The 23,223-nt window shown below is 46.0% G+C and carries 14 protein-coding genes and 1 pseudogene; 14 read left to right on the top strand and 1 reads right to left on the bottom strand.

Going from position 1 to position 23,223, the window contains the following annotated elements:
- Positions 1-115 precede the first annotated feature (115 nt).
- From NYR53_RS26975 to NYR53_RS26950, 6 genes and pseudogenes are all read left to right on the top strand, one after another.
- Positions 116-5,989, top strand: coding sequence for a golvesin C-terminal-like domain-containing protein (locus tag NYR53_RS26975; protein ID WP_261302178.1), 5,874 nt, complete (start codon positions 116-118; stop codon positions 5,987-5,989).
- Positions 5,990-6,081: 92 nt separating this feature from the next.
- Positions 6,082-6,834: pseudogene (locus NYR53_RS26970) on the top strand (VWA domain-containing protein); the annotation flags it as partial.
- 164 nt (positions 6,835-6,998) lie between these two features.
- On the top strand, positions 6,999-8,249 hold the full coding sequence (locus NYR53_RS26965) for a stalk domain-containing protein (RefSeq protein ID WP_261302177.1): 1,251 nt from the start codon (positions 6,999-7,001) through the stop codon (positions 8,247-8,249).
- 59 nt (positions 8,250-8,308) lie between these two features.
- Positions 8,309-10,945, top strand: coding sequence for a winged helix-turn-helix domain-containing protein (locus NYR53_RS26960; RefSeq protein ID WP_261302176.1), 2,637 nt, complete (start codon positions 8,309-8,311; stop codon positions 10,943-10,945).
- Between the two features lie 92 nt (positions 10,946-11,037).
- Positions 11,038-12,285 (top strand): NAD(P)/FAD-dependent oxidoreductase, encoded by a 1,248-nt coding sequence (locus NYR53_RS26955; protein WP_261302175.1) that lies wholly within the window; start codon positions 11,038-11,040, stop codon positions 12,283-12,285.
- 152 nt (positions 12,286-12,437) lie between these two features.
- Complete coding sequence (locus tag NYR53_RS26950) at positions 12,438-13,394, top strand: 3'-5' exoribonuclease YhaM family protein (RefSeq protein WP_261302174.1); 957 nt, start codon at positions 12,438-12,440, stop codon at positions 13,392-13,394.
- 57 nt (positions 13,395-13,451) lie between these two features.
- On the opposite strand, the gene NYR53_RS26945 is transcribed toward NYR53_RS26950, so the two are convergent.
- Positions 13,452-13,913 (bottom strand): Lrp/AsnC family transcriptional regulator, encoded by a 462-nt coding sequence (locus NYR53_RS26945; RefSeq protein ID WP_261302173.1) that lies wholly within the window; start codon positions 13,911-13,913, stop codon positions 13,452-13,454.
- A 267-nt stretch (positions 13,914-14,180) separates the two neighbouring features.
- On the opposite strand from NYR53_RS26945, the gene NYR53_RS26940 reads away from it, so the two are divergent.
- The 8 genes from NYR53_RS26940 (at position 14,181) to NYR53_RS26905 (ending at position 23,208) form a co-directional block, all read left to right on the top strand.
- The gene (locus NYR53_RS26940) at positions 14,181-15,566 is read left to right on the top strand and encodes an amidohydrolase family protein (protein ID WP_261302172.1); all 1,386 of its coding nucleotides are present in this window, start codon (positions 14,181-14,183) and stop codon (positions 15,564-15,566) included.
- Between the two features lie 55 nt (positions 15,567-15,621).
- Positions 15,622-16,617: an aromatic ring-hydroxylating dioxygenase subunit alpha gene (locus NYR53_RS26935; protein ID WP_261302171.1), complete on the top strand. Its 996-nt coding sequence runs from the start codon at positions 15,622-15,624 to the stop codon at positions 16,615-16,617.
- A gap of 201 nt (positions 16,618-16,818) precedes the next feature.
- Entirely contained in the window at positions 16,819-17,919 is a 1,101-nt protein-coding gene (locus NYR53_RS26930; protein ID WP_261302170.1) for an ABC transporter substrate-binding protein, read from the top strand.
- Between the two features lie 46 nt (positions 17,920-17,965).
- Positions 17,966-19,336, top strand: coding sequence for an amidohydrolase family protein (locus tag NYR53_RS26925; RefSeq protein WP_261306535.1), 1,371 nt, complete (start codon positions 17,966-17,968; stop codon positions 19,334-19,336).
- An 8-nt stretch (positions 19,337-19,344) separates the two neighbouring features.
- Entirely contained in the window at positions 19,345-20,061 is a 717-nt protein-coding gene (locus NYR53_RS26920) for an NAD(P)H-dependent oxidoreductase (protein ID WP_261302169.1), read from the top strand.
- Between the two features lie 120 nt (positions 20,062-20,181).
- Positions 20,182-21,003 carry a creatininase family protein gene (locus NYR53_RS26915; RefSeq protein ID WP_261302168.1) on the top strand — a complete coding sequence of 274 codons (822 nt, stop codon included), beginning with the start codon at positions 20,182-20,184 and terminating at the stop codon, positions 21,001-21,003.
- 48 nt (positions 21,004-21,051) lie between these two features.
- Positions 21,052-21,849 (top strand): ABC transporter ATP-binding protein, encoded by a 798-nt coding sequence (locus tag NYR53_RS26910; RefSeq protein WP_261306534.1) that lies wholly within the window; start codon positions 21,052-21,054, stop codon positions 21,847-21,849.
- A 21-nt stretch (positions 21,850-21,870) separates the two neighbouring features.
- The gene (locus NYR53_RS26905; RefSeq protein WP_261302167.1) at positions 21,871-23,208 is read left to right on the top strand and encodes an FAD-binding oxidoreductase; all 1,338 of its coding nucleotides are present in this window, start codon (positions 21,871-21,873) and stop codon (positions 23,206-23,208) included.
- Positions 23,209-23,223: the final 15 nt, after the last annotated feature.

Raw genomic sequence — 23,223 nt, 5'->3', positions numbered from 1 at the left:
GAGGTGGTTTATTGAATTCTTGTGGGATTGAAGAACCGCAGCAGAAAGAAAAAGCTTGAGAGCGGGTGTATTATGCTGGATTCAGTAGAGACAACAATTTATTGGAGGTGTAGGTATGGCGTATAGAATATTTCCGGATTTAGTTGGAAGATACCGCTTGCTCAAAATATCGATATGTATGATGTTTCTTATATCTGCTACCTTACTTGCTGCGTGTTTGATGGTCGTACCATCAGCTTCCGCAGACGGTGAAACGGACAACTTCACCAATACTGCAACATGGTACCGCGATTTCGCTCCGGGCATCATCAACCCGAGTGAAGGGACAATTGAGCTGACAGCGCGTATTGATAAGCCCTATTCGGATTTTGGAAGCGAGTATGACTTCTTATTTCGATTGATTCCCGAACAGAGTGGTCCGGGATTCACTTTAATGAGTGCCCTTATCCCAAAACTCGAAGCAAGGCCGACGGGGTCGACATACGATCAGCCGCTTAGATTTTTCGTGAGAAATGGGGTGGCCACCGACGAAGCGAATGCTTACGCGCAGCCGAACCAGCTGGACTATGTCATCGGCCAGCCCTTTAACCTTGCTTTTACATGGAAAATGGGCGCTGGCGGTTACACAGCCATCTACAAGGACGGTGTCTTGCTAACCAGCCAGCCGACCACGGTTAATGCCGTGATGGAGAAATTCATGCCCTATGAATTTATGATAGAGAGGGGAGCCCCTTATAACATTACCAATGTGAAAATTTCCACTCGGGCGCTAGCGGCTAATGAATTGGAGCATAGCACTAGCACCTTTACCCATGGTGTGGACACGGCTCTGCTGGCGGATGCCACACTGGGGCAGCCCATTCAATCGGAGAAATATATTACCCCCTGGCATACATCCTCTCAGTACAGCGTTGTCAAACCTGCATTCCGAAGTGAGAAAGAGGTTTTCTACCGTAATGAAGCAGCCGTTTATCCTGTGATGACAGTTAATTATGGAAATACGGATAAACTCTACTCCGTTAATATTAAAGCGACCGATCCATACGGTAATTCGTTTACCGAACAGAAGACCGTTACTGTCCCGGCGGACGGCACCTATCGGATGGAGGAGCTGACGTTACCGCAGTTAAACGGATTAGTAGGTTTGTGGTACTTAGAAGCAACGGTAAGCTCAACTTCCATGGACGCCATCGTTTATCGAAGTGCAATTTCCAAAGTACCAACGAACGACACAACAGTTACCGATGGTGTCTATGCTGATTATTACGGGACACACTCCAGCTACAGCTACGATATTTCGCCATGGAAGAAGATCAATACAAGCGCAACTCGTACTTGGGATGATGCAAAGATTTTTCAATGGAATAAAATTGAGCCGACGAAGGGGCATTTTACTTGGGAGCATACGGATCAATATGTAAAAGCTGCAACTGATGCTGGCATAGATGTACTGGCCGTAATGGGTTATCCTTCGAACTGGGCATCAGCAAGGCCGCCTTTTAGCGAGATACCACCTGCAGGTTTTCAGTCAAGTTACCAATACTCGCCGGAGCGCTGGGTTTCCAAAGATATTCAAGATCAGAATGGGATCCCCGGAACAGGTGCAGATTGGACCAATTACGTTTATCAGACGATGAAACGATACGCGGGCAAAGTAAAATACTACGAAATCGTAAATGAGGTGAACTTCCATCCTCCGTCCTCTCCAGCATCTTTCTCGGGGACAACGGAACAATATTTTCTGATGCTGAAGATTGCTCATGAACAGGCTCAAAAGGTAAAGGCAGAGTATTTGACGGAAACGGGAAATAATTTGGAACTGTATGTAACAACGAGCGGTTTCTCCATGGTTGCCGATCGCCAAATGATGAGAGATGCCTTGAAAGAAACTTATGTTGGATACTATGACATCTATAATGTACATGGCTATCAGGGGATTGCTCAAATTACGGATGTACTAGGCGATTATGCTCAGGCTAAAATCACACATCCGAATTTAAAGTTGTGGCAAGGCGAGTACTTTCCTATGGATGCTACTAATGCCTCCTTGCCATCGAAGTTATATGAAATGGTGCAGAGGTATATGGAATTCATGGCATCGGGATTCTCAAAATTTTTCACGATGGGTGTTCCTAATGCAGATACATTCGTAACACGGTACTCACAGTCTCCAACAGAAGTTTTTCAGACAACCGCTATTATGCAAAATGAGATTAGAAAGGTAGATCAGTATGTAGGATCTTATTCTGGATTCCCTGGAGAGGGTTATCTGACGGTTAATCATTATTTGCATCGAACAGATGGAAATTATCTCAGCATTCTGTCTGCGAAAAGCCAGTTGCTCAACATCATCGTGACTAATAGTAATAAAATCATTCGTGTAGTTGATAATTATGGAAACCCAATATCGGTAGATTCCAACGGCAAAATGGTGAAGAAGAATACGGTCTTTGTCGTCAGCAGCGAGCCGCTTGCTATCGGCAGTGTTACGGGGGATGTGCCGCTTACAATCATCCGTAACGGAGATATCGAGAAGCTGTCGGGTGATCCGATCGGAGGGCCAGCTGCTATTACCATCGATAATTGGGGCATGGGCGCAGGCTTTTACGGTACAAATGCCTATGTGAACAAAACAAGCCCGTTTCAGGGCGTGAATGCTGTGGAGTTTAATTCGGCGGGAGCAGCGGGCAATCGAACTTACATGTACCAGACGTTTACCATCACGAAGCCGGGCACCTATGTGCTCTCCGCATATATCAAGAAGTTGGAGGGCGGAACGGACGTTCAACCCGAGCTGAACATTTGGGCTGGGAACAGCGACCATCAATTAGCTCCAGTGACCCTTAGCGGCCAGTACGCTTATTATGCAAAGATGTATACCGTGACGCAACCGATGGACATCACCGTCAATATTGGCATTCTGTCAGGTGCAGGAAAAGTGGTGTTCGACAACGTATCATTTGATCCCGTACCGGATGTCGAGATCGCGATGGACAATTCAGATGCGACGGGAGTGACGTTTACCGGCACCACCAACGTCTGGGACAATACGAAAACGAATAGCGGGGCAAACAAAGGGGATTTCGCACTGAATACGAGCAAGGAAGGCAAATCAAGCGTCATCTACACGCCGTCCATTCCTATTGCTGGGATGTACGATGTATACGAGTGGCATCATTCAACTAGTGGTACGACGGATGCGCCGTTTACGATCAATCACGGAGCGGGCTCTACGATCGTGAAGGTGAATCAATCGACGAACGGAAATAAGTGGAACAAGATCGGCAGCTTCCCTTTCAATATGGGCTCAATGGGCAGCGTTGTCCTGACTAACGGTTTTACCTTAGGCAACTTTATGCTGGCGGATGGGATAAAGTTTGTTCGGACTGGCAACCTGCCGCCTGTTTTCGCAAATGGCAATTTTGAGTCAAAATCGGGCGACTCACTTGGCGGACCGTCGTCCGTTACATTTGACAACTGGAGCATGGGCTCAGGTGTATATGGGACGAATGCCTATGTGAACACAAACAATCCTTATCAGGGTGGGGCTTCGGCAGAGTTCAATTCGGCAGGGGCATCCGGCGGTCGAACCGATCTCATTCAGAAATTTACGGTACTTCAGCCAGGAACGTATTCGCTGTCCGCTTACATTAAGAAGCTGTCCGGCGGGTCGGACGTCCAGGCGGAGCTTAATGTGTGGGACGGGGTGAGCGACCATCAGATGGCGCCGATCGCGCTGACCGATCAATATGCTTATTATGCCAATACGTTCGTCGTAACGCAGCCGATGGAGATCACCATCAAGACCGGTATCCTTTCGGGCTTGGGGAAAGTCTTATTCGACAACGTGTCGTTCGATCTCATACCGGACAATGTCGAGATCGCGATGGACAATTCAGATGCGACAGGCATCAAATTTACAGGATCAAATTGGGATAATACGAGAACAAATACCGGTGCGAATAAAGGGGATTTCGCATTAAATGCGAGCAAGAGCGGCAATGCAAGCGCCATTTACACCCCACTCATTCCGATAAGCGGTATGTATGATGTGTATGAGTGGCATCATTCGACGGCCGGAACGACGGATGCACCATTCACCATTAATGGGGCTACAGGCTCCACAGTCGTGAAGGTGAATCAATCGATAAACGGCGGCAAATGGAACAAGATCGGCAGCTCCCCTTTTCTTGCGGGTTCATCGGGAAGCGTCGTCATCACAAACGGGTTTACCACTAGTAACTTTATACTAGCAGATGGAATCAAATTTGTTCGGATAGGGGCAAACGTGCCGGTACAAAGCGTAATGGTCACGGGAAATCCTTCGGCTGTCGTACTGAAAGGCGCTGCCCTACCTATGATCGCGGCGATACTGCCGGTTACCGCTACGAATAAGGCGGTCGTTTGGAGCGTCGTAGACGGAACAGGCAAGGCGGTGATCGATTCCGCGACCGGTATCTTGACTGGCGTGGAGACCGGTATGGTTACCGTTAATGCTGCAGCGGCCGACGGTTCAGGCGTAAAGGGCCAACTGCAGGTGAATGTAATCACGCTGGATCATGTGACGCTGACTGCTAGTAAACCCATCATGAAGAGCGGTGATCAGTCGACCTTGACTGTCATCGGCATTATGAGCGATGGATCGCAGGCTGACCTCAGTACAGCAGGCCTTAACTTCTCTAGTGATCGTGCGATAGCTACGGTGGACGCACAAGGGATTGTGACAGCGACAGCTTCAGGTGAGGGGACCGTTCATCTTAAAGCGACTGCAACGCTTGGGGGAACGAGTGCGGAGGCAACCGTGGCTCTACTCGTGGACAATACCAAGCCAACGACCGTTGCTACAGTAAGTCCTTCTGCGCCGGATGGACCAAATGGCTCGTACGTGAATCCGGTCTCGGTAACATTGACCGGCACCGATAACTTGTCGGGTGTGGCGAAATCGGAGTACAGTCTGGATAACGGGACGACATGGCAGCTTTATACGTCGACTGTTACGTTTGACAAGCAAGGCCAGTATACCTTGATCTATAAGTCCACGGATCAAGCGGGAAATGTTGAGCTTCCTCAGAATCTTAGTTTTTATTTTGCCACAACTGCTGTAAAAATCCAGCTAAAAGACAGCAACGGAAATCCGTTGAGTGGCGGAACAGTCAAATACTATGATGGAGGATGGAAGGATTTTGGCGTAACCGATGCTTCCGGAACGGTGAGTAAATCTTTACCGAATAAAAGCTACACTTTCGCGATGACTTATGATGGAACGTACAAGGAGAAGGTGCAAAATACTGGAACTGATGCAGTGGTCGTATTCCAGACGGTTAACGTCAAGGTACAGCTGAAGGATAGCCAAGGGAATCTGATTGACGGCGGAACTGTGAAATTTTACGCAGGCAGCTGGCGCACCATCGGCAATACAAGCGGCGGCGAAATCTGCAAGGAATTATTGTCCGGCTCCTATACCTTCGGTATGACATATGAAGGAACGTACAAGGAGATTGTGCAAAATACAGGAACTAGCGCAGTAGTCGTATTCCAGACGGTTAACGTCAAGGTACAGCTGAAGGATAGCCAAGGGAATCTGATTGACGGCGGAACTGTGAAATATTATGCAGGAAGCTGGCGGACCATCGGCAATACAAGCGGCGGCGAAATCAGCAAGGAATTATTGTCCGGCTCCTATACCTTCGGGATGACTTATGAAGGAACGTACAAGGAAATTGTGCAAAATATAGGAACGGCCGCAGTGGTCGTATTCCAGACGGTTAACGTTAAGGTGCAGCTGAAGAATAGCCAAGGCAATCTGGCCGACGGCGGAACTGTGAAATATTATGCAGGAAGCTGGTGGACCATCGGCAATACAAGCGGCGGCGAAATCAGCAAGGAATTATTGTCCGGCACCTATACCTTCGGGATGACTTATGGTGGAACGTACAAGGAAAGTGTAAATAACATCACAACAAATCCAACTGTAGTATTCCAAATGTAAGAATTCAGTAAAACGGCGGTCTTTGGATCGTCGTTTTATCGACTTGGTAAAACCAAAATCAGTGGATGGATTTCCATTCGGGGCCGATGTGAGATGAAATTGTGAAACGGCTTTCGAAGGATCTGCGCCGAGCTGTTACTGGTGCCTTGAATCGCAGGCAGCATTCGCCGCTGCCGTCGTCCACAGGACTGGATTGGAACACAACCATCCGCAAATATCTCAAGCACTACGACAAAGAGCGCGGTCTATTGCTGCCCGAACGAGTCTACTTTTTTGATCGAGCGCGTCGGAGCAAAGAGTGGACGGTAATCCTAGATATCGACCAAAGCGGTTCGATGGCGGGCTCCGTCATATACGCGTCCATTATTGGTTCGATTTTCGCCAGTATGCCGGCTCTGGACACGCGCGTGGTTGCTTTTGACACCGAGGTCGTTGATTTAAGCGAGCAGTGTGCAGAAGATCCCGTAGATATGCTGTTTGGGATTCAACTAGGCGGGGGAACGGATATTAACAAATCCATCGCTTACTGCGAATCTTTTATCACGGAGCCCAAGAAAACGCTGTTTATCTTGGTATCGGATCTATATGAAGGCGGCAATCGGACGGAGATGATTCAAAGGCTTGTCGACATGCATCAGGCGGGCGTGAAGACGATCTGCTTACTCGCTTTATCTGATCAGGGCGTGCCTTCTTATGACGATGCTGTTGCTAAAAAGTTGGCTCAATACGGCATTCCTTGTTTCGGATGTTCTCCTGAGAAGCTCCCGGAATTCATTGAAGGTGCATTAAAAGGGCATGATCTTGCGGTGCTTGCGGAGCGGGTTAGGCATGGTAAGGGGATGTAGAATAAAAGACGGATCACTATTGCATTTATTGTGATAGTGGTCCGTCTTTTGTTAGAAAGTATGAAAAATAATTTTTTATACTTCAATGAAGTATATTGGCAACTTTTTACAGTAACAAGCGTAAATTCAATGAGCAGTATTTTTTGGTGAGAGGGAGTGTGCTCTTGAGAGGTAGGATTCACGGATTGCTGTGTTTTGTTTGCTTACTGGGTCTGTTTATCAGCTTTGTGACGCCTACGGCATATGCTTGTTCCCGCGGGCCGACAACGTTGGAGGAAGATTTTCTGGAAGCGAGTGCGATCTTTACGGCAAAAGTCACGAGCGTAGATGACGTGTATCCGTCGCAGAAAGCGGCAGTGGTGGAATCAGATAAAGTATTCAAGGGGCAGTCTCCGGCCTTTGTTTTGACCAATGATGATTCGGACCAATGCGGTGCCGGTATCGAAGTTGGGGAAACCTATCTATTTTACTCCCGTGGATGGGATTTACCCTACGTTAGTGTATTCGATACGCATCTTCTTAGTACGGAAAGAGCAGAAAAGCTGACTCAGTGGCTCTCAGATAGGACTCAGAAACAACAACCTATGCCTCCCCGCACTGAGAGTATTCTTGCCCATAGACAGGGAGAGATCCGGATATTTTTTGAACATCATGATAGAGGGTACTCGAAAAAGTCGTTCATAACGAACAACTCCATTTATGTTCCTTTTTCTTTTTTCAGTGAGTCACTTTGGTATTCGGCAGACTGGAATGAGGATAAGAGGGAAATTGTCATCGATACAACGAACCGTTTAGATTTCGAGGAGTCAGATCCCAATGTCCTACTTCCTCCCCATAGTGAGGCGCCTAAAGTAATAAGCGCAGCGTACAATGAGATTAAAATTAAAGTGAAAAGTGAAACCCTAGAGGAACATCCGGAAGCGTTTGTTTCGGGTGATGAAATCTTTGTCCCTTTACGCGTTGTCGCAGAAAAGCTTGGTTATGAAGTCGAATGGGTACATACCACTTCTTCTGTCATTCTCCACCTCCCCCTTGAACAGCAGAGTGGGCCCAAAACTTTGGCTATGAGATATATCAATAATACCGGGTTGGAAGGTCATCTTGAGATAGAACGTTTAACGGCGAATGAGATCACTTATCGGGCTTACCAGGGGCATCTGCCTGAAGACATTGAAGTTAAGCCTGAAACAGTTCCTTTTGAGGAAATGTTAAAAGAAGAGCTTGGATATCGAAGATATGGGATACAATTTTATTTGAAAATGGATAAACAGGACATTCGGCTGTTAGTGTCTCATGAACTCCTTCGCAAAATCGAAAGTGACGCTTCATTTCGTGAAAAAGTTGGAGCAAATTTGGGAGAGCCGATGAAAAGATTACCTAATAATGGGATTTTGACTGAATTAGACTTTGAATGAGTTTATCAGGATAAAGATGTATGGGTGGGAGTCCCCCAAAACAAGGAGGACCGGGTGTAATGGATCAAAAAGCAAATTCTGAATTCAGTAAATCGCTGTTCAACGATTATCCCTTACTGACCACGAAATTATATATTCCGCAGCAGCCATCGTATCATGTGTCCAGAGAACATTTGATGGAGAAGATGTCTAAGGCGTTGAGTTGCAAAGTGACTCTGGTCACATCCCCTCCGGGATTTGGTAAGACGACACTGGTAAGCCATTGGTTACTAGACCAGCAATTACGCGCAGCTTGGATCTCTTTAGATCAAGGTGAGAATGACGTGCTTAGGTTTTGGACTTATGTGATTGCGGCAATTCATCGGCTTTATCCCAGCGTTGGCCATAAATCGCTTTCTTTGCTGCAGACGATATCATTTTCGTCCGAACAGATGATTTCATGGCTGATGAACGATTTGTTTGAGATTCCAGATTCAATCCAGCTGGTATTGGATGATTACCATATGATTGAGTCCGATGAGATTCATCGTTTGGTTGCTTTTTTTGTTGATCGTATGCCGTCACAGGTACACCTTTGTATACTTAGTCGCAAAAAACCTCCAATCGCTGTTGGCCTACTGCGCGTCAAAGGTCAACTCAACGAAATCGGCTTATCCGATTTGAGATTTTCGCAACGGGAAATATCAGCTTTTTGGCTTCGTCAAACAGGCGTTTTGCCTAACGAGCAATCACTTAAGCTGTTATCTGACCGCACGGAAGGTTGGGTTGCTGGATTACAACTGGCTGTATTATCCCATTTGTCGGGTCAACAAGATGCGCTGCACCAATTTAAGGGGAACAATCGCTACGTTGTTGACTATTTAATGGAAGAGGTTTTTGTTCATTTACCAGAGTCGATTCGTACTTTTTTATTGAAAACATCGATTTTGGAAAGGATGAATGCCAAGCTTTGCTCGGAATTGACGGGTCAGCCGGTCGAAAAGGAACAGCTGCAAGAGATGGAGAAGTCTAACTTGTTCGTGATTCCATTGGATGCAGAAGGCAATTGGTATCGATATCATCACTTATTTGCCGATTTCTTGCGCAGCAAACTAGAAGATAAAGGTGAAATCATTACGCTGCACAAAATGGCCTGTGACTGGTTTGAAAGGCACGGCTATATGGGGGAAGCGATTGAACATGCTCTGGCTGCAGGAGCGTATGATCAAGCATGCACCCTCATCCTAATCGTTGCGACAGAGCTGTTAAAAAGAAGGGAATTAACCACGCTGCACCGCTGGTTGCTGCAGTTGCCTGCTGCTATTAGAGAGCGTCCCGCTTTGCTGATCATTCTAGTATGGACAGAATTATTAATGGGGCGCAAGGAACTGATGGATAAGCATATTGAAACCTTGCAAAAGGCGTTGGATTCACCTAATAGCGTAGAAACATCGCTTTATGTTGGCATACGGGAAGATATGAAGGTCGCTACAAACTTTCAGTCAATGTTAACCGGCAATTACAAGTTGTGTTACTCCCTATTGCAGGCTATGCATGAGGATGACAATCTCCCAGATATCAAAGGTCTGCCCATGCTATTTGGTTTGGGCATGGAGCTGAATGACGGGGCAATTCCATTTATCCGGAGTTACTACGGTTTTAATGGACGAATCAAACAGGCAGAGCGCTATCATCGGTTATATGATTCCTTTATTAATAAGCATGAGTTTCACCAATATCCGTTTACGGCTTATCAACGGGCAGCCATGAGCGAGATCTGTTATGAACGAAACCGATTAACGGAGTCATTACGCTTGGCTGAAGATGCCATTCGGATTGCAAAAAGGAGCCATGTAATCGGGGCCTATGTGCCCGCTGAGATCATCCGTTCAAGAATCCTTTGGGAGAGAGATGCTAAAGAAGAAGCGATTGCCATCATTTACGAAGCAATGGAACATCTAAAGCTTACCCATCATCATAGCTCGCATTGGCACGGTTTGCTGAACGCTTATCTGATTAGCTGCCAATTGGAGATAGGAGAGATGGAAGCTGTTGATCACTGGATGGAAATATCCCCGTGGAGTAGGCAAAGTGAAATTATTGGCGATCAGGATTTCGAGATTCTGACATTTATCAGGGTTTTAATGGCAAAAGAAAACATCCATGACGCATTCTCTTGGTGCGAACAGCTCTTAAAAAAAGCCAAGACATCTGGAAGAATCATGACGGAGATTGAAGCTCAGTTATTCCTATCACGTATACACAGTAAAATGAACAACCCCCATTCCTGTTTGCTTCACCTGCATCAAGCTCTACTCCTAGGGGAGAGGGAAGGTTACCTTCGTATTTTTGCGAATGCGGAACTGGAGCCGCTGCTCCATCACTATGCGGATGTACGGAAGAACAAGTACATGGCGGAAGTACAAACGGAAGGGGTTTCCCTTCACTACCTTCAAGTCGTTTTAACCCTTGCCTCCGATAAGATGAATGTTGATCCAACTTTCAATAACAAGGCATCCTCAATACATATGCTGACTGTTCGGGAACAAGAAGTACTGCAGCTCATTGCGGACGGATTGTCCAACAAAGCCATTGCAGAAAAATTAGTGCTGGCTGAAGGCACGGTGAAGCTTCACTTGCACCGGATTTACAGTAAGCTGCAAGTTAACGGGAGAATCCAAGCTATCCAGAAAGCAAATCAGTACCGATTACTTTGAAAAAGATATAACCATCGTATATATCCTTCGTTGGATGGCCCCGTCCTTCCCTTCTGATAAGCTGATAGAGTCAGAAACTGAGGAGGGAAAAAATGTTAAAAAAAGACTACGATGTTATTATCATCGGAGCGCGGGTTGCCGGTTCATCACTCGCTTACGAGCTGTCGAAAGCTGGATATGAGGTGCTTCTCGTTGATCGCAGCTCGTTTCCAAGTGATATCCTGTCCACGCATAACTTTTTCAATAATTCGGTAGCGATGCTCAGGGAGATGGGGGTATTAGAGCAGCTGCTTCAAACTGGTACGCCAATGTACAAACGGGCTTTCGTTCAAATGGATGACGTGATCATCGATGGGATTTATCCCGAAGTAAACGGTGAAACTCACTGTTTATGTATTCGACGTAAGTATCTAGACCGAATCTTGTTCGACCATGCAGCTGCTCAAAATCAGGTGACCGCCATGGAAGGCTTCCGCGTCACGGATGTTCTCATGCATAAGGATAGGGTGTCAGGGATTGTAGGGGTAAGCTGCGATGGTAAAAGAGAGGAATTTACTGCTAGGCTCGTAGTCGGAGCCGATGGTCGTCATTCTACGCTGCGTGATTTGGTGAAAAGCGAGCGGAAAATGGCTGTCCCTACTGATTTTGCATCGTATGTGGGGTACTTCTCTACTTATCGCCAAGAAGGCGAGCGTTGTGTGGAATTTTATAAAATGAAAGATAATTTGGCCATCATTTTTCCTACGAGCGACGATTTGTTTGTAGTAGGGATCATGTTCCCGTTAGAGAAAAAGGAATGGATTGAGAAATTTAAAAGTAACCCAGAAGCTGGATTCCGCGAGCTAGTCGATGTCGGCTTCTCCGACACAACTTTCCCTGAACGTTTGCGAGAATCTTCCTTAGTAGAACAGATTAAAGGGCTGTTGGGCTACGATAACGACTGGTTTCAAGGGATGGGCAAGGGATGGGCACTTGTTGGGGATGCTGTTTCTTTCAAGGATCCCGCGGTTGGGCAAGGTATGCATGACGCGATCTACGGTGCGCGCTTGCTGACTGCTATTTTATCCTATACGGACGACTGGGAAACAAACTGGGAGCTTATGGCTGATAAGTACCAGACCGCCATGGAGTCGAAAATGATGTCCCGTTATCACATGGCCTGCCAAATGACGAAGAACACACCAGATACCATGGAGCAAACGGTCGTGAATGGATTAATCGGCAGCAATCCCGATGCGGCACGAGCTTTTCTTGGCATCTACAACTACGCTAATGAACCTGAAGCATTAGAGCGGACATTGATGAGTTTGCTTCAGGAAGGGAAAAGCGTTGAAGAATGAGCCGTGGTAGTCCCGGCTAAAGCTGTAGGTAAGGGCCAGCTGATTTCATTTTCGAAATCGGTTGGCTCATTTTCGGTTTTCTATCATTTTCTATTCATTAATTCGATCCAATTCGTAGTATAATGTTCCTAATGACATATGGAGGAACTAAAATGACGTTAATTAAGCAATTGCAAGCACCAGAAGAGTTTGTGGGCTTTTACCTCATTAAAGAGTTAGAAGTCAAACAAACGAATACCACGCCTGCCAAAGATTTCATGGACATTGTTCTTTGCGATGCTAGTGGGCAGATCTCAGCAAAACTATGGGATGCTAGCGCGACCGATAAAGAAACGTTTTTCCCGATGACGTTGGTCAAAGTTCAAGGCTTAGTCCAAACCTATCGCGATAAACTACAGGTGAAAATCGGTAGATTGCGCAAGGCGCTGCCAGAGGATGGCGTACATATTACGGATTTCATCCGTTCAGCTCCGATTAGTCCAATTGATCTTATTCATACGATAAATCAAGTTCTAGAAAGTATTGCGAATCCGACCATCAAGTCGATTGTTTCGTTTTGTGTGACCAAAGTAGAAGAGAAGCTAAACCATTATCCTGCTGCCAAGACTCATCATCATGCCTATTTCGGCGGCCTTGCTTATCATATTGTACGGATGCTGGAAATTGGTGAATTTATTTGTAAACAGCGGCCATTTCTCAATCCCGATTTAATTAAAGCGGGCATCATTCTGCATGATATCGCCAAACCCGAAGAAATGATCGCGCAGCTAGGAATCGTTTCGGATTACAGTGTGCAAGGAAAGCTGCTCGGACACATCTCGATGGCGTCGAACTGGATTACGGAAGCTGCTTTGCATCAGGGGATTGATCTCCAATCCGATGTTGTCATTGGTTTGCAGCATATTGTGCTGTCCCACCACAACTTACCTGAATGGGGAAGTCCGGTACTGCCTCAAATTCCAGAAGCTGTTGCTTTACATTACATTGATTCGATGGATGCGAAGCTGCAAATGGTGGAGGATACTCTGCTGACAACGCCGGAGACAGAAGCATGGACGCCGATGATCCGCGGACTAGAAAATAAGGCGATGTATCGTTTGAACTTATAATTTATCAAAATAACGAAAACTGCGTGAGCCCAATGCTCGCGCAGTTTTTTTGTCTTTTCACAGTTCCAATCCTGTCCCTTGTTTAAATCGTTTAATGACGACTTGTGTGTTAACGCGTACGACGCCTTTCAATTTGTAGATATTTTGGTAGAGGAAGTCTTCGAGCGCGGCATCGTCTTTGAGCAAGGCATGCATATGCAGAGAGCTGCTCCCTGTCATTTGATAAATACTGATAACGTTGACGTCAGCGGAGAGCAGATTGCCTACTTCCTCAGCGAAACGCGGCTCAACTTCGACTTCGAAAAAAGCGCTAACGACTTTACCTAATTTTGTCGCGTTCAACCGAATGGTAAAGTTCTCGATGACCTCTTTCTCGATGAGATTTTCGACTCGTTTTTGAATCGCAACACGTGAGAGATTAAGCATTTCCCCGATTTTTGCATAGGATATCCGCCCGTTCTCATGAAGTAACTTGATGATTTCTTGATCCACCTGATCGAGGTGAGGAAGTTCTAACACAGGCATGACTCCTTTTGCGAAATATATACAGTTGTTAATATTATCTTAGTATTCTCATGAAAATAACAAATTTTACGCAAAAAATCAAACTATGTTAATCGAAATAACTAATGTTATGTTAAAAGTGTAACTATATACAGTGATTACATTTACAAATGGAGTTGACGGTAAAAAGGTTCATCCATATAATGATGTTAATTAACATTACACAAAATTAAAAATAATAAATTAATGTTAGATTATATAACATAAAAGAGGGGTGGTAACATGTCAAACAAGTTAATTTACAACGGTACGGTGTTGACCATGAATGCCACCAATGAGATTTTCAAACCTGGCTATGTGTATATGGAGCATGATGTGATCCATGAAGTGGGGGAATGGAGATCCGACGGGAGCTTGGACCATTTAATCTCTCGATCTTCGTATACGTACAATGCTGCGGGAAAAGTCGTCATTCCTGGGATCATCAATGGTCACACCCATTTATTTCAAACGTTCATGAGAGGGGTATCGGATCACTCGCCGCTGGCACAATGGCTGAAAGAAATTATTTGGCCGATGAGCCTCGCAATGGAGCCTGAAGATTTTTATTTAGCTGCTTTAATTGGGTGTATCGAAAATTTAAAATCGGGCGCGACCTATATGATGGATCATCATTATATCCACACGTATTCAGAGAATGATGCAAGTGTTCTGCAAGCGATGGTGGACTCAGGGATCCGCGGACATTTGGCCAGGGGTGGGTCGGATTTGTCCGGAGAAGTCCGATTAAGGGAGACAGAGGAACAGATATTCGACAGTACAGATCGATTGCTCGACGATTGGGATGGCGCTGCTTTCGGCCGGATTCGAATTGCACTAGGGCCGCTTAATTTATATGGATGTTCTCGAGGGTATCTAGAGCGGGCGGCCGTCTTTAGCCGGGATCGCAAGCTGATTTCTCACGTACATGTCGCTGAAACGAGCGAACAGATCGACACGACGATGGCTCGCTATGGGCTGCGCAATTTGGAATTGCTGAATGAAGTAGGACTGCTGGGCGAGCAAACGCAGGTTGTTCACGGTGTGTGGCTTGATGATGGAGAATTAGAAATGATTCATGCAAAGCAAGCTTCCGTCATCCATTGTCCAGTATCCAATATGTATTTAGCTTCTGGTGTTGCCAGAGTACCTGAAATGCTGCGTATGGGCATTAATGTCGCCCTAGGTACGGATGGTCCTGGCAGCAATAATTGCCAAGATAACTTAGAAGTGCTGAAGTTCACAGCATGCTTGCATAAGGTGAATGAGCTGGATGCTACCTTATTGCCGCCGATGGATGTGCTGCGTATGGCTACTGTGAATGGTGCAAAGGCTGTTGGAAGGAGTGCTGATTTGGGCAGTCTTGAACCTGGCAAGAAGGCAGATTTAGTGACCGTAGATATGATGAAGGCCCACATTAGTCCCGTGCATCGCGCTTCTTCAGCGCTGGTTTATAACGCGAACGGCAATGATGTCGATCTCGTTATTGTTGGCGGACAGATTGTTGTTGAGAAGGGAATAAGCACATGGATCGATGAGCAAGAAATTCTGCAAAGGGCCCAGGCAAGGGTTGATGCTCTGCGCAATAAGCTGGCTGGGCAATATCCTATTTTTTCAAATATAGAGTAATTCATCTTAAGCTTGCGCTAACCAATTTTCATAAACGTTAAGGAGGATGATTTCAATGGCTTTACAACGTCTACATGATCCTGTACTTGAAAATGATTGGCACGCTGTGTACCTCGCGTCTGAACTGAAAGACCAACCTGTAGGTGTCGTCATTTTGGGTGAAAGAGTTGCCATTTACCGCTCTAGCAAAGGGGTTCATGCGCTGCAAGATCTATGCGTTCACCGCGGAGCTATGCTTTCCAAAGGGTGGGTACAAGACGATGTTCTAGTCTGTCCATATCATGGCTGGCAGTATGATTCATCTGGGCAGTGTGTCTGTATTCCGGCGCAGCCTAAGGGAGAAAAGATTCCTCTCAGAGCTAAAGCGCAAACTTATGCCTGTGAAGAGAAGTACGGCTTCATCTGGGTATGTATGGGTGAACCCATGGCACCTTTGCCTCATTTCGAAGAGTTTGCAAATCCGGAGTTTCGTCCATTACCATGCGGCCCATATAAAGTTGAGGCAGCTGGGACTAGGGTGATTGAGAATTTTACAGACTTTGCACATTTGATGTTCGTTCATCAGAATCTGCTCGGACACCCCGACTATGCGGAGCTGCCTGACTTTCAGGTTATTAAAGAAAAGGAACGCATTTATATCGAAAATATCCCGATCTTTCAACCGGTTGCCCATTCTGGCTCGGATAAGAGTGAAGGGACGACTTACGTCTATATGAAAGAAGTTTATCGGCCTTTATCCGCTCGATTGTCCAAGGCAGATCCGAGCAATGGCCAAACCTTGTGGATTATGTTGACGGTGTTACCTGTAGCCGCAGAAGAATGTGTCGTGTTCATGATAGTATCGCGGAATTATGCCTATGATGTAGATGACGCTAATTTTATTCGCTTCCAGGATATCGTGTTTGAACAAGATGCAAGGGTAATCGAGACTCAGAAGCCGGAACTGCTGCCACTGGATCTACAGGTCGAACTCAACCATAAGGTAGATCGTTTCTCCATTGCGTATCGTCGTTGGTTGAAAGAATTAGGCGTGGTGGTTGGTACGATTTGAGACAATGTTCGTGTTTTGTGTGATATTAGTGCATTTATTAAAAATAACTCTTGGAAAAGTAATAAAAAGGCGTACTTTTATTGTGTATAAATACAAAACGTTAGTCTATTCGTTGACTTGAACAGGCCATCAACTCTATATTTGACTAAAGATTGATAAGTTCTTTTGTAGAGAAAACCAAACATGGAGGGGAAGTTTAATATGAAACCATTTAATCTTACTAATCCGCTTGCAGCGAAACGCCCAGTTGTTTTGTCCATTAGCTTAGTTATGATCTCAAGTATGCTTGCCGCATGCGGTAATGCGGGCTCCTCGGTTTCAACGTCAGCGCCTACTACAGCACCATCGGCGCAAGCGACGGCTTCCACTGCTCCAGCAGCTTCACCGGCTGCAACTGCAGCTACCAAGGCAGTCATACCTGCAACTGTTGTTTTAAACTGGTTCGCTGAACCCGAACATGGTGGGAACTTTGCGGCTTCCGCCAAAGGATTCTATAAAGACGCTGGATTTGATATGACGCTTATGCCAGGTGGTCCGCAGGTTTCCTCTACGCAAATTGTCGCTTCAGGCAAAGCGCAATTCGGTATGGCCAATGGCGATGATATCCTGGTAGCCAGACAAGAGGGTATTCCGATTGTAGCGATTGCAACCTCCATGCAAAAGAGTCCACAAGCAGTTTTTTATCATAAAGAAGATACGGCGATTAAAGATTTTGGTGATTTAAACGGACATAAGGTATATGTGGCTTCAACCGCCAGCTTCTGGCAATTTATTAAGAAGAAATACAAATTAGACAGTGCCCAAGAAATGAAATACACAGGTCAACTAGTTAACTTTGTCAGCGATCCTAAGGCACTTACGCAAGGGTATGTAACTTCTGAACCGTTCACGCTCGCACAGCAAAAGGTAGAGCACGGCACGCTCTTGGTTGCTGATTCGGGTTATAACATTTACGCTGGCGTGTACTTCACTACGGAGAAAATGATTGCTGAACATCCGGACCAAGTGAAAGCTTTCGTCGAAGCTACGGTAAAAGGCTGGGATTATTACAAGGATCATTCCGAGGAGATCAATCCATCCATTCAAGTGAAGAATCCAGATATGGGCTTAGATATGATGAAATTTAGTGCAGCTAAAGAGATGGACTTTGTATTCGGCGGAGATGCAGCAACCAAAGGTACAGGAATAATGACCAAAGAGCGCTGGACAGAAGTTCAGAAGCAGCTTGTTGATGTAGGTGTTCTAAAAACAGCAGAGAACATCGACAAAGTGTTCACAACGCAATTTTTACCTAAGAAGTAAGGGATAAAGATTAGGAAATAATCAGGGGGTGACGGCATTGGCTTCTATGATGAATATGGATTTAGTGAACGTTCGATTGCCAATGGAGGATGAGGGGCATTTGTTTCGTCTCTCAGTTCGTGAAGGCATTTGGACTCAGATTCAGAAGCAAGAAGCTAATGCTGCCCTTTCTGGTGCTATTTCATTGGAACAATGGAAACCGCAGCTTAGTACTGGTGAATCGGGCGTTTCGCTAATTGACCTCGAAGGGAAAATCGTATTGCCGGGCTTCGTAGATGCTCATATGCATTTAGACAAATCTTTCTCGCTAACTTCCGTTGAGAATCGGAGTGGTACGTTAGAAGAAGCCGTGCGCAATTATTCAAGTGCATCATCGTCTTTTACCAAATATGAGATTAAATCAAGAATAATGCGTTCTGCTTTGCAAGCTTTGTCATTTGGTACAACGCACATTCGTACACACCTTGATTTTAATTTGAGAGCCTCACGTGAGGTAGCGTTACGTACGATTGAGGCTGCTTTGGAAGCCAAAGAAGCCTTAGCACCTTATATCGGCTTGCAGTTGTTTCCGATGTGTCCCTACAATTTCATGTCACTAGATGTTGATGCTGTAGAGGAAGCACTACGGATGGGCGTCGATGGGATTGGTGGAGCGCCGCATTTGTCATTAACCCCTAAGGAAGATATCGATTATATATTCAAATTAGCAGAGAAATATGATGTGCCGATTGACCTGCATTGTGATGAAACAGATAATCCAGCTATGCGTACCATCGAACATATCGCTTTGCGAACGAAATCAGAGGGTTATTCAGGAAGAGTTACCGTCGATCATCTATGTGCGTTAGCTTCGATGACGGATCAGGATGCTCACGGCATCATAGAACGTATGGCTGACGCGAGGCTTAAAGCAGTCTCCTTACCTGCAGTCAATTTGTATTTGCAAGGAAGGCACGACAGTTTCCCCGTTAGACGTGGCGTAACTCGTTTGAAGGAGATTTGGGAAGCAGGCATTCCTATTGCCGTGGCTTCAGATAATATTCACGATCCTTTTCACCCTTTTGGCAGAGGCGATTTATTGCAAATTGCTCTTATTGGCTCCTATGCCGCTCATATGGGAGGACCGTATGATCTTCGCACACTGCTGCGCATGATCACAGATGTGCCCGCCAAGGTGCTGGGTCTAACTTCCTATGAGGTAAAGGCTGGTCATCATGCGAATTTTATTATCATAGACGGAAGTACGCCGGAAGAGCTCTTTACCATGCTGCCTGAACGCCGCTGGGTATATAGTCAAGGAAGCTTTGTGCGGATGGCTGCAAATAAAGCGGAGTGGCAGGATAAGACCTTAGCTCATTATTGGCAAGAGGCAAGCGAGAGTGTATCCTTCCATAAACCTCAATTCGTGAAAGGGTGAGGTTCTTAATGGCTAACCTGTTGGTCATCTATTACAGCGCATTCGGTCACGTATTTCAAATGGCGCAGGCTGTTGCAGATGGAGCTAGCCAATCTGGAGCACATCAGGTCAGGGTCGTTCGTATTCCGGAAATGATTGCTGTTCAAAATCGTGTTATTCAGCAAGATGAAGAAAGATCCAGAGCGGGAAATGAGCAGTTGGCAAGCGCAGCGACGCTTTCTAAGCAATTTCGCTTAACAGATCGTTACAGTAAATATGAAGCTACGCAAGCCTTACAGCAGGCTATTCCTATTGCGACGAACGATGATTTGCGTTGGGCGGATGGCATTCTATGGGGATTTCCTACGTATTATGGCACGATGCCTGCCCAAGTTAAGTTATTTCTTGAAATGGCTGGAGAGCTTTGTATTGAAGGTGCTTTGGAAGGAAAACCGACAGGTATTTTTAATAGTACAGCTTCCATTCATACGGGACATGAAGCTGCTATTTTAACCGCTATGGTTCCCTTATTTCATTTTGGCATGATATTCGTTGGACTGCCATATTCGGAGAATCCCGAATATTTAACCGCTGATGCGATTGGCTGCTCGCCTTATGGGGCATCCACTTTAGCGGGGCCAGACAGTTCGCTATCTCCGGATCCAAGAGAGCTTCTGATGGCCGCTCGATTAGGAGAGAGGGTTGCTGATGTAGCCGCTGCTTTACAGCTATTCCAATCAAGATAAGCTTAATTTTATTAATTTTGAACGACGCTAATTTGAAAGCTTAGGATCCGCTCTTCACTTTCGAGTCTGGGTCTTTTTTCATAAGAGCTTATGCGTACTATAATATCCACTCACTTGGAGGTGCTCAACTTGTCATTCAATCGTTATCAAGGTAAGGCGTGGGATCGCTGCTTTTTTCCCCGCTTAAGTAAGCTCGAGGTTGCTCAGGTTCCCAAAGATGATGCGCTCATCGTTCTGCCGGTTGGCGCAATTGAGCAGCATGGTCCGCATATGCCAGTGTTTACCGATACATTAATTTCTGAAGTGCTCTTAACTGAGGCTTTCGAACAGCTTCCCGATGATGCGAATATATGGCTGCTGCCCGCCATTCCGTATGGGAAAAGTACAGAGCACCTTGGCCATCCAGGGACCATAACGTTATCGGCAACTACATTAATGGCTGTCGTGATGGATATTGCAAAAAGCCTGAGTAAAAGCGGATTTCAGAAATTAGTACTAGTGAATACGCACGGGGGTAACACGGATTTATTAAATATGATGGGCCGGGAAATTCGTATTGAAACAGGATTGGCTGTATTTCGGTTAGATCCTGGCGGACTCGGTGCTGCTGATGAGTGGATAACGCCGCTGGAGAAGCAGGCTGGGATTCATGCGGGTGATATGGAAACTTCCTTAGTGATGTCGGCTAAGCCCGATTGGGTTCATATGGAGCTTGCTCCTACGGAATATCCGAATTATCCGGATTCGCGTTATTTGGGCCTTCGTAATCGTGCTTTTGCTTGGGTGATGGATGATTTATCCCATTCAGGCATTTCTGGTGATGCCACGCAAGCAACGATAACGAAAGGCCGTGCGATGTCCGAAAAGTACGGTGCACATATCGCCGAGGCGCTGCTCTCCTTTCAAGCTTTTGAGATGGCGTCTTTGAAAAAGAGTCAATAACACAGGGTTGGCCCCAAAAAACAAATACAGGAGATGAGGTAAATGGCTATGAATTCTTCTCTGATCCATACATCTAACTCACAAATATCCGGCCCGAAATTCGTTAGCATGGAGAATCTCTCTAAGACGTACCCCAACGGAACGATTGCTTTGCAAGATGTAAATCTAACAATTCAAGAAGGAGAGTTCCTTTGCTTTGTTGGTCCGTCTGGTTGTGGGAAATCAACGATTTTCAAAATGATCACAGGGCTTGCCAAGCCGAGTAAAGGGACGTTAGATGTATTCGGAACGACGCCGAAAGAAGCACGAAAACAAAGTGATATCGCCTTTGTTTTCCAAGATCATACGCTGCTGCCTTGGTCTACGGTAGAAGCTAACGTAAGATTGCCGCTTGAATTGCGCGGTGTAGATAAGAAGACACAGAAAGAAGAGGCCCAGCGCGTATTGGAGCTAGTCGGCTTGAAGGACTATATGAAGGTGCTGCCTAGACAGCTCTCCGGAGGAATGAAGATGCGTGTCTCCATCGCGCGCGCTCTCATTTCGAGACCAAAGCTGCTTCTCATGGATGAGCCCTTCGGCGCCTTAGACGAAATTACGCGTCAAACCTTGCAAATGGAGCTGCTCCATATTTGGCAGCAGGATAAATCGATGACCGTGCTGTTCGTCACGCATAACGTATTCGAATCGGTGTTCTTATCCACAAGTGTTGTTGTGATGACACCGCGTCCCGGTAAAATATCGGCGAGGATTGATATTCCCGTCCCTTTTCCTCGAGATGAAAGCTTCCGTACAACGACGCAGTTCAGTGATTTAGTTCGTGAAGTAGCTGCCGCTTTGGATCATTGATACGAAAGGGTGAATAAGCTCATGGCCATGAATATAAGCTGGGAGAAAGAGATGCAGGAGCAGCTTGCTAAAGAAATCGTGTTTGTTGATGGCGAAACGAGAGAAAAGCTCTCTAAAGATTATTACTGGTACTCCCCTGTGCTTAATCGTCAATTACAGCATATGAAAGCGGCCGATGTCGTTGCCATACCGCGTAATGAAACTGAGGTGGCTGAAGTGTTAGCCTTTGGTTACCGCCATAATATTCCCGTTACGGTTCGTGGAGCCGGTACAGGCAACTATGGTCAGGCGGTTCCCTTGCAGGGCGGTATTGTCTTAGATCTAAGCCGGATGGATGAAATTCTTGAAATCGGAGCTGGCTATGCTCGTTTACAATGTGGAGTTCGTCTAGGCGTCATTGATAAAAAGGCTCGCGAAGTCGGACAAGAAATTCGCATTTACCCGAGTACTTATGTTAAAGCGACGGTGGGCGGCTTTGTGAGCGGTGGTTCCGGCGGAATCGGCTCGATTACCCACGGAAACCTATGGGACGGCAATGTGCTGGAAGCCGTCATTTACACCATGGAAGAATCTCCGCAGCGCTTGGTTATCAAAGGGCGTGATTTATTTGATTACATTCATAATTATGGGACGACCGGCATTTTGACCGAGGTGACCATCCCGCTTTCTCCTCGCACCGAGTGGGCTCAGGCTATTGCTAATTTCGAGACCTTCGAGCAGTCGATGCGATTCGGTGAGGCTCTTGCCAGAGAAGAAGCGATTCTGAAACGACTCATTGCTCCGATGGAGTGGCCAATTCCCTCTTATTTCGTTCCTTTTGCCAAAGTGATTGAGTCTGGTATGGCCGCTGTCATGCTTGAATTCGCTGAGGATTCACTGCCTTTAGTTGAAGCTCTTGCCCAAAGCTACGGCGGGCACATCGGCCATCTCATTGAGGCTAAGAATTACCGGAAAACGATCGGGGTATCTGATTTTACATGGAATCATACGACGTTATGGGCAATGAAAACGGACGCTTCCATGACGTATCTGCAAGCTGGCTTTAAACTGGATAGCTATATGGAACAAATTAAGAAGATTAAAGACCAATATGGGGAAGAAGTTTACTTGCATTTTGAATGGGTACGCAGCGGTGGGGAAATATCGCCGAATTCGCTTCCGGTTGTTCGCTTTGAAAGCGAAGAACGCTTATATGAGATCATTCAATATTGTGAATCCATCGGCGTGAAAATATTTGACCCTCATACCTGGGTGTTGGATCATGGCGGACGCGGTGAAGTTGGCAGCATGGAGCGTAAGAAACGTGAGAATGACCCAAGAGGTCTGCTGAATCCAGGGAAAATCATTTATGAGATGTAAAGGAAGGAGGACATA

Origin of the sequence: Paenibacillus andongensis (assembly GCF_025369935.1) — a bacterium.
GTDB lineage: Bacteria > Bacillota > Bacilli > Paenibacillales > NBRC-103111 > Paenibacillus_E > Paenibacillus_E andongensis.
This window is presented reverse-complemented; position numbering and strand designations above follow the sequence as displayed.